Origin of the sequence: Streptomyces sp. NPDC001634, from assembly GCF_040298185.1 — a bacterium.
Classification (GTDB): domain Bacteria; phylum Actinomycetota; class Actinomycetes; order Streptomycetales; family Streptomycetaceae; genus Streptomyces.
Map to the genome: position 1 here is coordinate 47369 of NZ_JBEOZU010000044.1, position 14705 is coordinate 62073.

A 14705-nucleotide genomic window follows, 5' to 3' on the forward strand; every position below is an offset into this window, starting at 1 on the left:
TTTGTTAAACCCCCGGGCCCTCTAACTCAACCGGCCATGTTTGCTCGCTGAGGTCGCCTTACGGGCTGTCGCTAATTGGGCGGGGGGCCGCCCCCGGGGGGGCCGCCCCCCCCTTCGCGGTCGAGCGGCTCAGTTCCCGCTGACCGTCACCGTCTGGTCGTTCTTCAGCTCGTCCACCAACGTCTTGACCTTGGCCTTGTCCCAGACCAGGTTGCCGCCGGTCGAGCCGGAGATCGGCATGTTCATCGACTTGCCGTTGCCGCTGTTGACGCCCTTCATCGCCCAGAACATGGACCCCAGGTCCCACAGGCTCATGTCCTTGTCGACGGTCAGGGCGTCCAGGCCCGCGCCCATGGTCGGGTAGAGCTTGAAGGGGTTCAGGACGGTCGACGGGGTCGCCACCTGGTGGGCCAGGGCGGCGAGGAACTTCTGCTGGTTCTTCGTGCGCTGCAGGTCGCTCGTGGCGAAGGCGTGCCGGGTACGCACGAAGGCGAGAGCCTGGTCGCCGTTCAGCGTCTGCGTGCCCGCCTTGAAGTCGGCGCCCGAGTACTTGTCCTTGAAGCCCTTGTCGATGGTGATCTCGACGCCGCCGACCGCGTCCACGATGTTCGCGAAGCCGGCGAAGCCGATCTCCGCGTAGTGGTCGATGTGCAGCCCGGTGTTGTACTCGATCGTGCGGACCAGCAGCGTCGGCCCGTCCTCCGAGTACGCGGCGTTCAGCTTGGTATGCCGGCCCGTGCCCTTGAAGGTCTTGCCCGACTGGGAGCCCACGTACGTCGGTATCTCCACGTCCGAGTCACGAGGCAGCGAGATCAGGGTGTCGCCGTTGTCCCCGACGTGCAGGATCATCATCGTGTCCGTGCGCTTGCCCTCGGCGGACCCGGTGTGCAGCTTCTGCTTGTCCGCGTCCGACAGGCCCGCGCGGCTGTCGGAGCCGACGATCAGGTAGTTCGTGCCCTCGCCCGCGGCGGGCCGGTCGATGACCTTGGAGAGGTCGACGTCGCGGTGGAGCTTGGAGTCGGCCCAGAAGTACGTGGCCACCGAGGCCACCACCAGCACTGTGACCAGGGTGATCGCGGTCCACTTGATCCGGCGGCCCCAGCTCGGGCGCTGCCGGTACTGCTGGAACTCCGGGTCCGGGTCGTTGTCGTTGGGTACGAAGCCGCCGCCCCGGCCGCCGCCGTAGACCTGGCCCGTGTTGTAGCCGCTGTCGTATGCGTTGTCGTACCCCTGGTCGTCCGGGTACGTCGGCTGCTGCGGCACGCCGCCGTAGGGCGGCGCGGCCTGAGGGCCGCCAGGCCCGCGCCGGACCTGCCGCATCACGCGTGCGCCCTCAGGCTGCACGCTGCCGCTGCCGCGTCCGTAGCGGTTGCCGCGGCTCTCGTTCCATCCCTCGGGCCAATCGTTCATGGGCCCCAGTGTGCAGGGTCGGGGTGTGTGGCTTACAAGAGTCGGCGGGAAACGGGGTCAGGGCTGTTGCGAAGCTGACACAAAGTCTCCGGATGTCACCCCGGCATAAGGTGGACGCCATGACAGACCAGGCCCCCGCCCCGGAACCAGAAATTCCGGCCGAAATCGCAGGTGAACTCCCCGGGAAGCCCACCTCCGCGTCCCGGACCACCCTCAGCCACATCATGACCCACAACGACACCAACCTGCTGGGCACGGTGCACGGCGGTGTGATCATGAAGCTTGTCGACGACGCGGCGGGCGCCGTGGCCGGCCGGCACTCCGGCGGCCCGGCCGTGACCGCGTCCATGGACGAGATGGCGTTCCTGGAGCCGGTCAGGGTCGGTGACCTCGTCCATGTGAAGGCCCAGGTCAACTGGACCGGCCGCAGCTCGATGGAGATCGGCGTACGGGTCCTGGCCGAGCGCTGGAACGAGTCGACGCCGGCCACCCATGTCGGCTCCGCGTACCTCGTCTTCGCCGCGGTCGACGCCGACGGCAAACCGCGGGCGGTGCCGCCGGTCGTCCCGGAGACGGAACGCGACAAGCGCCGCTACCAGGAGGCCCAGATCCGCCGCACCCACCGCCTGGCCCGCCGCCGCGCGATCAAGGAACTGCGGGAGAAGAGCGCCGCGGAGGGCTACAAGGACTGAACGCACCGTGACCGGGCCGCCCGGCGTGTGCCACGGGTCTTCTACGGACCGCGTGTGCCACGGGGTCTTCTACGGACATTGTTCTACGGACACACCACCTGGTCCCCGGTCACCACCGGCTCCGTCTTCTCCGGCTCCGCCGTCTTCACCCTCCGTACCTCCTTGAAATCCGCCCCGACGATCACCCTCAGCGTCGGCCCCCGACCGGCGGCCTTGCGCAGCTCGCTGCCCGGCAGGGCCGCCGCCAGGGATTTCGCCGAGCGGTCCCAGCGCGGGTCGTAGAGGATGACCGTGCGCTGGGCACCATGGTCCGCGGAGCTCGCCGGGTGCCGCGTCGTCTGGAACCCGGTGGCCGCCAGCGCGTCGTCCACGCGCTTGCCGAGCCCCTCCGCGGCCGTCCCGTTCTCCACCTGCACCCGGATCTGCTGCGGGGCCACCTCCACGGGCACCGCGGCCGGGGCCGCCGGGCCCTTGGGGCCCTTCGGCCGGGGCTGCGGCGGGGCGAGCGGCCTGTCGTCGCGCAGCGCGTCGAACAGGGCCCGCGCCTTCGCGTCGTCCCACTTCACGGTCGAGCCGAGGCCCTTGACCTCGTAGGTCATCTGCCCGATCGGCACGGTCGTGAACTCGGACGAGTGCGGTGAGAAGTTCCGCATGGCCCGGCCCAGGTCGAGCAGCTCGTCCGTGCCGAAGCCCCGGTCGGCCCGCACCGAGCCGAGCACGGCCCGTGTCACATCCCGGAACCTCAGCGGGTTCAGCAGCACACCCGACGAGGTCGCCCCGTCGATCAGCGACGCCAGGAACCTCTGCTGCCGCTGCATCCGCCCCAGGTCGGAGGCGCCGTCGATATGCCGGGACCGTACGTACTGCAGCGCCTGCCCGCCGCCCAGCACATGGGTTCCCGCCGGCAGGTCGAGCCCGGTGTACGCGTCCTTCACCGGCTGGGCGGTGCAGATCCGGACACCGCCGAGCACGTCCACCGTCTTCATGAAGCTGATGAAGTCGACCTCCAGATAGTGGTCGATCTTGAGGTGGGTCATGGTCTCGACCGTGCGCACGGTCAGGTTCGGGCCACCCTCCGCGTACGCCGCGTTCAGCCTGATCGGGTGGGTGTCGTGCTGCTGTCCGGTCGTCTGGTCGGTGTGCGTCGGCACCTCCGCGTACGAGTCGCGCGGCAGACTCACGACCGTGGCCCGCTCCCGGTCCGCCGAGATGTGCACGATCATGATCGTGTCGGTGCAGTGGCAGGGCGTGCCCCCGAGGCGGAACCTGTGTCGCTCCCGCTCGGTGATCTTGTCGCGGCCGTCGGTGCCGACCAGCAGGACGTTCATGCCGTGGCCCGCCGCGGGGCGGTTCTTCATGTCCTTGAAGGGGTCGACCCGGGCGATGTCCGCGTCGAGGCCGGCGACCACCGCGTGCCCGATGCCCGCCGCCGCGAGGACCACCACGGAGAACGTGGTGGCCGCCCGCATGGCCCAGCCCGACTTCTTCCGTCGCACGGGCGGCCGCCGCGCGGGGGAGCGGCGGGCCGGCGGACGGCGCACGGGGGAGCGGGTCGGCGTGGGCACGGGGGACACCTCCGCGGGGCTGGGGGTGGGGTCCGGCAGCACCGTAGGCCGATACGATCTGCGGCCCCGGGCGGCGCGCATCGGTGTCCCCCGTTCGCGGTAACGTGAGCCCCCTATGAACGCCAAGCCCGACGTGCAGCTCCCCGCCGTTTCCGTGATCATGCCCGTCCTCGACGAGGAGCGGCATCTGCGCGGAGCCGTCCAAGCGATCCTCGCCCAGGAGTACGGCGGTGAGATGGAGGTCGTGATCGCCCTCGGTCCGTCCACGGACCGCACGGACGAGATCGCCGCCGAGCTGGTCCGTGAGGACCCGCGGGTGCACACGGTGCCGAACCCGACCGGCCGCACGCCCGCCGCGCTCAACGCCGCGATCAAGGCCTCCCGCCACCCGATCGTGGTCCGCGTGGACGGCCACGGCATGCTCTCGACCGACTACATCGCGACCGCCGTGCGCCTCCTGGAGGAGACCGGCGCGCAGAACGTCGGCGGCATCATGCACGCCGAGGGCGAGAACGACTGGGAGCGCGCGGTCGCCGCCGCCATGACCTCGAAGATCGGCGTCGGGAACGCCGCCTTCCACACGGGCGGCGAGGCCGGTCCGGCTGAGACGGTCTACCTCGGTGTCTTCCGGCGCGAGGCCCTGGAGCAGCAGGGCGGCTACAACGAGGAGTTCATCCGCGCCCAGGACTGGGAGCTCAACTTCCGGATCCGGGAGGCCGGCGGCCTCATCTGGTTCTCGCCCGAGCTGAAGGTGTCGTACCGGCCGCGGCCGAGCGTGAGGGCCCTCGCCAAGCAGTACAAGGACTACGGGCGCTGGCGGCACGTCGTCGCCCGCTACCACGAGGGCTCCATCAACCTGCGCTACCTGGCCCCGCCGGCCGCGGTCTGTGCGATCGCGGCGGGCGTCGTGGTGGGCGCCGCGCTGACCCCGTGGGGCCTTGTGATCCCCGGCGGTTATCTCGCGGCGATCGCCCTCGGTTCCGTCCCCGCGGGCAAGGGACTGCCCCTGAAGGCGCGGCTGCAGATCCCCGTTGCCCTCGCGACCATGCACATGTCGTGGGGCTGGGGCTTCCTGACCAGCCCGAAGTCACTGGCGAAGAAGGTCATCGCGTCGCGGCGGCCGGCGGTCGTCGCCTCCAACTGAGCACAACCGCAACGGGTCGGGGCCCCTCCAGCGGGAGGGGCCCCGACCCGTTCGGTCACCAGGTGTAGGCCGGGTCCACAGTCATGCACTTCTTGTCCGCGCCGTTGAGCACGTTCGCGGTCGTCGGGGTCTTGTTGTCCTCCTTCGGCACCTTGTACGTGGTGCCCGACGTCCAGTCGGCGCCCACGACCAGGGTGACGCCGGAGACGTCCGTCGACTTCTGCACCGAACTCGTGGGGATGCCCAGGGCCTTGGCGACCCGCTCGGCGTCGCCCTTCAGATCCGCGCTCGGATAGCGGATCACCGTTTTGTCCTCGGAGAGCACCGTCGAGGAGTCGGCCTGGGCCTCGGTGAATCCCTTGCCGACGAGGAGTCCGGCCACCGTGCTCGCCCGTCCGCTCACCGGTCCCGACTCGGACGTCCGGGTGCCGTTCTGCACCTGCACCGCGATCTTGTCGTCGCTGTCCGTCGGGGCTGCGGCCGGCGCCGGTGTGGTCTTCTTCTTGGGCGTGTCCTTGCCGTCGAGCGCGATGTCCTCGCGCACCAGGCGGAACAGCTTGTCCGCGTCACCCGGCTTGGGCACCACGCGCTCGCCGGCGTACTCGTACGGCATGGTCGTCATCGTGATGCGTTCGGTGGGCACCTTCTTCAGCTCGGTGCTCAGGTCGTAGAGATTCGCGACCGTGCCGAGCCCCTTGTCGACGGTGAGTGCCGCGGTGGCCGTCTCGGCGAGCTTGCGCAGCTTGTTCGGGTTGCTCAGGGTGGCGTTCTCCCGCAGCTGGCGGACCATCGCGCTCATGTACTGGTGCTGCGCCTTCGTCCGGGCGATGTCGCTGCCGTCCTCGAAGCCGTACCGCGTGCGCAGCCACTGCAGGGCCTGGGTGCCCTTGACGTACGTGGTGCCCGCCTTCAGTTTCAGGCCCGAGCCATGGCCGGAGGAGGTGTGCGAGAAGATGTTCTTGTCCACGCACACCGGGACGCCGCCGATCGCGTCGGCCATGGACACCACGCCCGAGAAGTCGACCATGATGAAGTGGTCGATGTGGATGTCGGTGAGCTTCTCCCAGGTGGCGACCGTGCAGCCGGGGCCGCCGCGGCCCAGTGAGCTGTTCACCATCGCTCGCGTCAACTCCGGATAGACGTGCTGCGTCTTCGGGTCGGTGCACTCGGGGATCTTCAGCAGTGTGTCGCGCGGCAGGCTGACCACGGACATGTTGGTGCGGTCCGCCGAGAGGTGCACCAGCATCTGGACGTCGCCGTTCGGGGGTCCCCCGAAGGTGTCCCTCGCACCGCCGAGCTGCTGGTTCTCCGCGGTGTCGCGTGCGTCCGAGCCGATGAGGAGGATGTTCAGCGGGGTCTGGCCCGCCGCGTTCGGCTTCGACTCGGCGGCACGGTCCTTCGCGTTGCCGATGTTGAGGTCGTCCTTTTTGATGTTGTCGTTCAGGTGCTGGTAGTAGAGGTATCCGGCCCCGGCCGTGCCGAGTATCACGACCGCCAGGACGGTCGCCGACCAGCGCAGGACACGGCGTCTGCGGCGCGGGTGCCCCTCGACCCCGCCTCGGCGCCCGCCCCCCTGCCCACCCTGGCCGTGTGGCTCGGCCGGCGGACCGTCGTCGCCGTCCTGAGCGGCGTCGCCGTTCTTGTCGTACAGACTGTCGTCCCAGCCCAGTTCACCGGCGTGCCCTGCACGTGGTCGCGTCCCCTTTCCGCGCACACTGCTCTGCACCAAGTCCCTGCCCTCCCCACCCTGGGCCCGACAAACGGGGCCACCATGCGGTCCGGGAGGACGCCTTGTCGCGTCTCCGGAACCTTCGCCGGAGGCGGGACGCCGCTCGCGTCCCGCCGGATGTTGTCTCGCGTTCAGTAACTAGACGCCTGACGCGCCCGGCAGGATGTATCCCTCCGGCACGTCCGCGTCCTGTTAGACGCAGGACGGGGCCATTACGTCACTTGGCGCACTGAACCTTGTCCGCCGTGGACTTCTGGATGCTCGACGGCGCCTTCGTCGGCGTCGTCAGGGGCACCCCGGCCCCCTTGAAGTCCTTCCCGAGGGTCAGCACGATCGCGGGCAGACCCTGGGCGTTCCTCTCGCTCTTGCCCGGCTTCAGCGCCGACGCGGGCAGACCCATGAGGTCCGCCAGCTTGCGTGCCTGATCGGCCTGGTCGGGAGAGTACTCAATGGTCGTGTTGCTGAGTGTTGCGCTCGCGTTGCCGAGTTGGCTGGACTTGATCACGCCCTCAGTGTTCTGCAGCCAGCTGAGAGTCTCCTGTGCGCTGCCCGCCGGAGCGCCGCCGTTGTAGATGTCGACGCGGATGTCGGAGGCGGCCGAGCGGGTGCCCTTGAGGCGGGCGGCCACGGCGGCGTTCTCCTGCTGCTTCTTCTGCTTGACCTCGGTGAGGGAGACGTCGCCCTTGATCAGCTGGAAGACCTCGGGGGCCTTGCTCTGGTCGACGATCACCGTCTTCTTGACCGCGCCGTCCGCCGGGTTGTCGAGCACCGGCACCGTCGTGAAGCTCAGGTTCTTGGGGTTGAGCTTGCCCAGCTCCAGACCGAGGTCCTTCAGCTTGCCGATGCTCTTGATCTTCGAGTCGACGGTCAGCGCCTTGGTGGCCGCCTCCGCCACGTCCAGCATCTTGGACGGGTCGGAGAGCGTGGAGTTGGACTTCAACTTGCGCATCAGCGAGCTGAGGAACTGCTGCTGGAGCTGAATCCGGCTCAGGTCGCCGCCGAAACCGACCGAGTGCCGGGTGCGCACGAAGGCGAGGGCCTGCTCGCCCTCGATGGTGTGCGTGCCCTTCGACAACTTCAGGTGCGAGTCCGGGTCGTTGATGTCCTTGCCCAGACAGACGTCGACTCCGCCGACCGCCGAGGTCAGCGTCTTGACCGCGTTGAAGTCGGCGACCATGAAGTCGTCCGGCGTGATGCCGGTCAGCTCGGTGACCGTACGCATGGTGCAGCTCGGCGTACGGCCGTCCTGGCCGAGGCTCGTGTTGAAACGGACGTTCTTCGTCCCGGGGATGACCTTGGTGGTGCCGTCCGCCTGCTGCGTCGGGCAGTCCGGCACATCGACGATCAGGTCGCGCGGGATGCTGAGCGCGGTCGCGTTCGAGCGGTCCTTGGACACGTGCAGCAGGATGTTGGTGTCCGCATGCCCGACGCTGCCGGCGTCGCCGTAGCCCGTGTTGCCCTTGCCGGTGCGCTTGTCGGTGCCGATCAACAGAATGTTGATCGCTTTGTCCTTCTGGAAGCCACCGGTGCCCGCGCCGTCGTCCGAGACGGCCGTGATGTTGTTGTTGAGATGCTCGATGTAGAGGTAGGCGGCCGCCGACACGGCGACCAGGACGAAGGCCATACCGCCGCCGGTCCACAGCAGTATCTTCTTGGCCTTGCCCTTTTTGGGTTTCGTACGGCCCCGGCGGCGCCCAGGCAGCGGTTCGTCCGGTTCTGCCCGGCGACGGCGCTGACCCGGGAGGGCATCCGGAGCCGTTCGGTCCGGGGCGGGGCCCCGGGGGCCGGGTGCCGTGCGCGTTCCGCCCTGAGCGTTACGGGTGGGGGCCCCGCGTCGCGGTCTCGGTACGCCCGACTGCGGTCCGGAAGGGCTCAGTCGCAGTTCGTATTCGCCGGTGTTCGGGTTGAGCACCCACTGGTCTGCGGGGTCGATGTTGTCCGCCCGCCCACGGCCTTGCGCGTCCACGGTTGTCCGAACCCTCCGTCGGGGCCACGCGGCGCCTTCCCCCCGAGGCGCTCAGGTCTCTTCAACCAGTGCGCGAACCCAGGACCGACCCCATGGGTGTTGCACCGGATCGCTCACACTATCCGCCCAGTTCAGCGTCGAGCGACGGCGGTGACAAATTCCACTCCCCTACAACCGGGCAATCCACCCTATTTCTCAGAGAGTTCTTAGCTCAGACGTTCCCCGGTTTTGTGTGCGCTTTACCCGCAGGCGTCCTGGGCGGCCGTGTTCCCGCGGAAAGTGGGCGGAGGTTCTGAGGTCTGCCTGGGCATGCCGGGCTCGACGGCCCACTGTCCAGCGGACTTTCCGTCGTCGTGCGACTCCCCGCCGTCACCATGACCGGGTGCTGTATTGCTTGTTTTTGCGGGGGAATTGTCCGGAACTTCCTTAGTGACCTCGACAGGCTGGTCCATACGCAGCCGCGTGAAAAGTTTCTCCGCCGCGGGTTCCACGAGTTGGTCGCGATTGGCGTTATACGGGTACGACGTCCGCGGTGCCGTCAGGAACTGCACACGCTCCGTGCGGAGGTTCCGCAGACCGCGCGCGAGTTCGTAGAGTCCGCGCAGGCTCGCCAGACCCGGGTCCGTGGTGAGGGATGATGTGGCTGCGTCCAGCACCGGATACAGCTTCACGGGATTCAGCAGGACGTCATCGCTGCGCACCTTGCTGACCAGCGCGCCCAGGAAGCGCTGCTGGCGCTCCATCCGTTCGGTGTCGCTGCCGTCGCCGAGGCTCTTGCGGGCGCGTACATAGCCGAGCGCCTGCTCGCCGTTGAGCGTCACCTTCCCCGCGGGCAGCTTGAGCCTTGCCGCCTTGTCGTCGATGGGCCGCCTGAGACACACCTCCACCCCGTCGAGGGCGTCGATCATCTCCTTGAACCCGTTGAAGTCGAGGACCATGTGGTGGTCGACCCGGATGTCCGTCAGCCTTTCGACGGTACGGATCGTGCAGGCCGAACCGCCGGTCGCGAAGGCGTAGTTGAACAGCGTGAACACCGGCTGGGTGCGGCTGCCGTCCGGCCGGCGGCAGCTCGGCACGTCGACCATGAGGTCGCGGGGCAGGGAGACGGCCGTGGCGCTGCGCCGGTCGGCCGCGAGGTGCAGCAGGATCGTGGTGTCGGACCGCTCGGTGCCGGAATCCCGCCCGTACTGGTCGTTCCCATGGCCCGACCGTGTGTCGGACCCGATGAGCAGGATGTTCTGGGCGCCGTGGACGAGTGCCGTGGGCCGCTCCTTGTCGTACCGGGCGAGCTCGGAGGCGGCGTCGTTGTCCGCGGTGATGTTCGAGTTCAGCTTCTCGTACGCGGCCCACCCGGCCCCGGCGGCCCCGAGCACGACCACGGCGAGCGCGAGCGAGGAGCGGCGCAGCCAGCGCCGCCGGCGGCGTATGAGCCCGGGAGCGGAGCCGAGGGCGGGGCCGTGGGAGCGCGGGGCGGCGCCGCGCCGCCGCCGGGGCGTGCCTGGGGTCGTCACTGCGGGGTCCACCCCCTTGTGGCGTACGAGCGGGTAGGGCTCTTACGACCATGGCTCGGGGTGGGTGCCGGGGGCGGCTGCTGCTAGGCCGAACGGGGGACGGGTCGTGCCCGGCCGGTCCGGGGGAACCGTTCGGTGCCCGGCTGGTCCGGGGGAACCGTTCGGTGCCCGGCTGGTCCGGGGGAACCGTTCGGTGTGCGGTGGCCGGGGCCTGCTTGGTGTGCGGCGGCCGGGATGTGCTCGGTGTGCGTGGGCGGGGCTGGCGTGCGGTGACTGGAGCCCGCTTGGTGTGCGGTGACTGGAGCCCGCTTGGCGTGCGGCGGTCGGGATGTGCTCGGGGTGCGGTGTTCCGGGGCCCGCTCGGCGGTGCGGTGGGCCGGGGCCCGCTCAGTCTGCGATGGACGGGGTCCGCTCAGTGAGCGATGGCCGAGACGCGCTCGCTCTCGATCCGCTTGGCCAGCGCGTCCTCGTCGAGCCGCTCCAGATGCCGGCACAGCACCACCGAGCCCCCGGTGGCCAGGGGTGCGTACAACCCGGCGCTCAGCCCCTCCCATGTGTCGTACGGCAGTGCGGACAGCAGTCGCGACCCGGGCCCCGTCAGACCGAGGGCGGAGGCGTCCGCGCGGGCCCGCTCGACCACTTCCGCGCCCGTGTACTCGGCCCCGGCGACGATCAGCGCCGGGTCCTCCGGGTCCACGGGTGCGTACGACTGGAAGCGGTCGCCCTGGCTCGGCACCTCGACCGCATAGTCGGCGAAGCCGTCCGGGGTCTGCGGGAAGCGGCCGCCGAGCGGGCGCAGGGCCAGGGCGACGCGCTCCCCGGAGCAGGCGCGCGCCGCGTCCAGAGAGTCGGGCCCGCTGACGACGAGATCGGCGGCGCCCGCGTCGCCGCCGACGTCCGCCACGACGCCCACGGACGCACATGCGAGCAGCCACACCGCCGTCTGCCAGTGCGCGGGCAGCAGCAACGCGACCCGGTCGCCGGGCTCGGCGGCGAGGTCGCCCTGGAGGAGGTTGGCGGTCTTGGCCACCCAATTGGCGAAGGTGGCCACGGAGAGTTCGACGCGTTCGCCCGTGGCGTCGTCGTAGAAGGTCACCAGGGGGCGTGCGGGGTCCGCGGCGAGCGCGGATCGCAGCAGGTCGGCAGGGGTGCGGTCGGTGGCGTTCACGCGCGCAAGCGTACGCGGGGGCGGGCGCAGGGGCGGCCAGGCAGGCGTGTGACGGGCCACCGGTTCGGCCGAGTACCGGCCAACGGTCCGTCAATTCCCCGATGGACATATATGTCTGACTATGTCCAGGATCAGGGGCATGCGTGGATACCTTGCTTCCTCGATCGGTGTCACCTGCGCGGCGGTACTGACCCTGCCCTTCGCCCTCCCGGCGACGGAGGCGGGGCCGGGCGAGCGGGGTCCGTCGGCGGGGACGGCCGGGCCGGGTACGGCGGACACGCGTGCTACATCCGCCGCGGGGCCGGTCGCCGAGCAGGCCGTCCCCGGCGAAACCCAGTCCCTCCCGCTCGTACCGCTCACCGGTCCTCGCGGAGGGACGGCGCCCGAACAGGGCCTGAAGCCCCAGGACGTACGTTCCTTCTCGCTGGTCGGCGTGGTCTGGGACGACCCGGGTGCCGAACTGCGGGGCAGCGTCCAGATCCGTACCCGCGCGACCGGCACGGGCAGGTGGTCCGGCTGGCAGGACGTCGAGACGCACAACAGCGACCACGGGCCCGATCCGGAGACCGCCGAAAGCCGCTCGAGCCGGGTGCGCGGGTCGACGGCGCCTCTGTGGGTCGGCGACTCGGACGGCATCGAGGTGCGCGTGCGCGCGGCGGACGCCCCCAAAGCCGGTACGACACGCGCTCCCATGCTCCCCGACGGCCTCCGGGTCGCACTCGTGGACCCCGGTGCGGAGTCACAGCCGGGCGCCACCACACAGAACTCGCACACCGCAGCCTCGGCGCCGCAATCGGGCGGGGGCGCACCCGCGGATACGCCGGGCGCGGGGGCACCCTCTGATACTCCGGGCGCGGGAGCATCCGCCGACGCGCCGGGCGCGGGGTCCGCCACGTCCGCCCCCAACGCCGACCTCGCGCCCCCGAATGCCATGGAGATTCCGGCGCTGTCGAAGGCGGCGACGGAGGAAGCCCTGAACAAGGCGACGCTAGAAGCATCCGACGGGAGTGAGGGGCGCGCGGGGCCGTACATCGGCCCGCGCCCGCGCATCGTCACGCGCCACGGGTGGGGCGCCGACGAGGGGCTGCGGGAGGGGGGATTCATCTACACGGACAGTGTGAAAGTGGCCTTCGTACACCACACGGCCTCGGGCAACAACTACAGCTGCTCGCAAGCCCCTTCCGTCATCCGCAGTATCTACCGCTACCACGTGGTGAGCAGTGGCTGGCGGGACATCGGCTACAACTTCCTCGTCGACAAGTGCGGAAACATCTACGAAGGCCGCGCGGGAGGCGTGGCGAAGCCCGTCATGGGCGCCCACACCCTCGGTTTCAACAGCAACAGCACGGGGATCGCAGTCCTCGGCAGCTACGGCAGTGTTGATCCGCCGTCCGCCGCGGTGGACGCCCTCGCCGAGCTCGCCGCATGGAAACTCGGCCTCTACGGCCTGGATCCGCGTGGCAAGACATACCTGGAGTCCGCGGGTGGCAATCTCTACCCGAAGGGCACGAACGTACGACTGAATGTGATCTCCGGCCATCGCGACGGGTTCGCCACCGAGTGCCCGGGAAGGCTGCTCTACGGCAAACTCGGCTTGGTCCGCTCAATCGCGGCCCGCTTGCAGGGCCGTTGAGGACAGGGGCCGCAGCATGAAGTCGTACAAAGTCGCACAACATCGTGCGAAATCGTATGACTTCGCACGAAAGAGTTCATCCGTACGAAGGTGTGCGGGGGCATTCCCCACAATGTGATCGAAGGGCACCCCGCTGTCATCGAGGGCGCCTCTCACTGTCCTCATAACGCCTTTAGCGATCCTCATAATGAGGGTTGCATACACTGGCCGGCCGATGGACAGTTCGGCCGGTCCCGGCAGGAAGCAGAGACGACAGGTGACAGAAGCGATCCTCCTGGTCGGCGGCAGAGGCACCCGGCTGCGCCCGCTCACGGTGCACACTCCGAAGCCCATGGTTCCGGCGGCCGGGGTCCCCTTTCTCACCCACCAGTTGGCGCGGGCGAGGGCCGCGGGCGTGGAGCACATCGTGCTCGCCACGTCCTACCTCGCAGAGGTGTTCGAGCCACACTTCGGTGACGGCTCGGCCCTCGGCCTCAGACTGGAGTACGTCACGGAGGAGGAGCCCCTCGGTACGGGCGGCGCCATCCGCAATGTGGCGAGCCGCCTCCACTCGGGCCCCGACGACCCGATTCTGGTCTTCAACGGAGACATCCTCACGGGCCTGGACATCCGGGCTCTGATCAGCACCCACGAGTCGACGGGCGCAGACGTCTCCCTTCACCTCACGAAGGTGACGGACCCGAGGGCGTACGGTCTGGTCCCCACGGACGAGACGGGCCGGGTGACGGCGTTCCTGGAGAAGCCGCAGACCCCCGAGGAGATCGTCACCGACCAGATCAACGCCGGGGCGTATGTGTTCCGCCGCTCGGTGATCGACACGATCCCGCTGGGCCGCCCGGTCTCGGTCGAGAGGGAAACCTTCCCCGACCTCCTGAAGGCCGGGGCTCACCTCCAGGGCATGGTCGATTCGACGTACTGGCTGGACCTGGGTACCCCCGCGGCCTTCGTCCGCGGTTCGGCGGACCTGGTCCTGGGCCGAGCCCCGTCCCCCGCGGTACCCGGCCGCTGCGGCGACCGTCTGATCCTGCCGACGGCATCCGTCGCCACGGACGCGAAGCTGACGGGCGGCACGGTCGTGGGCGAGGGTGCGTTCGTGGGCGAGGGCGCCCGGATCTCCGGCAGCACGCTGCTGTCCGGCGCGATCGTGGAACCCGGCGCGGTGATCACGGACTCCCTGATCGGCGCCCGCTCCCGCATCGGCGAACGCTCGATCCTGACGGGCGCGGTCATCGGCGACGGCGCGGTGGTCGGCGCGGACAACGAACTCCGCGACGGTGTACGCGTGTGGTGCGACGCGCAGATCCCGGCCGGGGCGGTGCGTTTCTCCTCGGACCAGTAGTCCAGCCGTCCGGCATCAGAACGACGAGGCCGTTGAGGCCGAGCTGCCCACTTACGCGAACTGTTCGGCGCAGCACGGCTTCAACGTGCGTGTGTCGAATTTGGGGGGTTTGGGGACGAGACATGGCCCAGGCAAGTCCAAGAACGTCGGGCGTTTGAGGACGAGGCCATTCAGGCCGGTTCCCCACCCGCCCGCGCGGTCCAGTGCGGCTCAGCCACATCCAGCCTGTCGGGCGTTTGAGGACGATGCCGTCCGGCCGGTTTCCTGCCCGCCCGCGCGGTCCAGTGCGGCTCAGCCACTCCCAGCCTGTCGGGCGTTTGAGGACGAGGCCGTTCAGGCCGAAAGCGGGGGTCTGGGGGCGGCAGCCCCCAGGGCAGGGGCCCGGGGGACGCAGTCCCCGGCGGGGGAGCCCGGGGGCAGCGCCCCCCGGGGACGGTGGGGGTCCCCCTGCTCGAGCGAAGCCGAGAGCTTGGGGGGTAAAGGCGGCGGGGGCGACCCCAAGGCTCACGTCACCGCCGGGTACCCACCAACAGACGGCACCGGCACCG

10 protein-coding genes are annotated in these 14705 nt (G+C 69.7%); 4 read left to right on the plus strand and 6 right to left on the minus strand.

What is annotated here, in order from left to right; translation table 11 throughout:
• Positions 1–129: 129 nt before the first annotated feature.
• Positions 130–1410: an LCP family protein gene (locus tag ABT186_RS27220; protein ID WP_351237657.1), complete on the minus strand. Its 1281-nt coding sequence runs from the start codon at positions 1408–1410 to the stop codon at positions 130–132.
• A 119-nt stretch (positions 1411–1529) separates the two neighbouring features.
• Here ABT186_RS27220 and ABT186_RS27225 point away from each other — a divergent pair, with 119 nt between their 5' ends.
• A complete protein-coding gene (locus ABT186_RS27225) occupies positions 1530–2102 on the plus strand; it encodes an acyl-CoA thioesterase (RefSeq protein WP_351927282.1) in 573 nt (190 codons plus the stop codon).
• A gap of 83 nt (positions 2103–2185) precedes the next feature.
• On the opposite strand, the gene ABT186_RS27230 is transcribed toward ABT186_RS27225, so the two are convergent.
• Positions 2186–3667: an LCP family protein gene (locus tag ABT186_RS27230; protein WP_502973334.1), complete on the minus strand. Its 1482-nt coding sequence runs from the start codon at positions 3665–3667 to the stop codon at positions 2186–2188.
• A 115-nt stretch (positions 3668–3782) separates the two neighbouring features.
• Between ABT186_RS27230 and ABT186_RS27235 the strand changes: the two genes are divergently transcribed.
• The gene (locus tag ABT186_RS27235; RefSeq protein ID WP_351237661.1) at positions 3783–4811 is read left to right on the plus strand and encodes a glycosyltransferase family 2 protein; all 1029 of its coding nucleotides are present in this window, start codon (positions 3783–3785) and stop codon (positions 4809–4811) included.
• A 55-nt stretch (positions 4812–4866) separates the two neighbouring features.
• Here the strand turns inward: ABT186_RS27235 and ABT186_RS27240 are convergent, their stop codons facing one another.
• From ABT186_RS27240 to ABT186_RS27255, 4 genes are all read right to left on the minus strand, one after another.
• The gene (locus ABT186_RS27240; RefSeq protein ID WP_351927284.1) at positions 4867–6540 is read right to left on the minus strand and encodes an LCP family protein; all 1674 of its coding nucleotides are present in this window, start codon (positions 6538–6540) and stop codon (positions 4867–4869) included.
• 217 nt (positions 6541–6757) lie between these two features.
• On the minus strand, positions 6758–8506 hold the full coding sequence (locus ABT186_RS27245; RefSeq protein ID WP_351234699.1) for an LCP family protein: 1749 nt from the start codon (positions 8504–8506) through the stop codon (positions 6758–6760).
• A 239-nt stretch (positions 8507–8745) separates the two neighbouring features.
• On the minus strand, positions 8746–10017 hold the full coding sequence (locus tag ABT186_RS27250; protein WP_502973335.1) for an LCP family protein: 1272 nt from the start codon (positions 10015–10017) through the stop codon (positions 8746–8748).
• 412 nt (positions 10018–10429) lie between these two features.
• On the minus strand, positions 10430–11185 hold the full coding sequence (locus tag ABT186_RS27255; RefSeq protein WP_351234701.1) for a TIGR03089 family protein: 756 nt from the start codon (positions 11183–11185) through the stop codon (positions 10430–10432).
• A gap of 139 nt (positions 11186–11324) precedes the next feature.
• Here ABT186_RS27255 and ABT186_RS27260 point away from each other — a divergent pair, with 139 nt between their 5' ends.
• Positions 11325–12818, plus strand: coding sequence for an N-acetylmuramoyl-L-alanine amidase (locus ABT186_RS27260; protein ID WP_351927286.1), 1494 nt, complete (start codon positions 11325–11327; stop codon positions 12816–12818).
• Between the two features lie 256 nt (positions 12819–13074).
• Positions 13075–14157, plus strand: coding sequence for a mannose-1-phosphate guanylyltransferase (gene manB / locus ABT186_RS27265; RefSeq protein WP_351234705.1), 1083 nt, complete (start codon positions 13075–13077; stop codon positions 14155–14157).
• Positions 14158–14705 lie beyond the last annotated feature (548 nt).

What these genes read in the sequence shown, in the direction of transcription:
- ABT186_RS27260 (WP_351927286.1), top strand. Translation starts at nt 11,325, where the DNA reads ATGCGTGGATACCTTGCTTCCTCGATCGGTGTCACCTGCGCGGCGGTA.
- ABT186_RS27225 (WP_351927282.1), top strand. Translation starts at nt 1,530, where the DNA reads ATGACAGACCAGGCCCCCGCCCCGGAACCAGAAATTCCGGCCGAAATC.
- ABT186_RS27220 (WP_351237657.1), bottom strand. Translation starts at nt 1,410, where the DNA reads ATGAACGATTGGCCCGAGGGATGGAACGAGAGCCGCGGCAACCGCTAC.
- ABT186_RS27235 (WP_351237661.1), top strand. Translation starts at nt 3,783, where the DNA reads ATGAACGCCAAGCCCGACGTGCAGCTCCCCGCCGTTTCCGTGATCATG.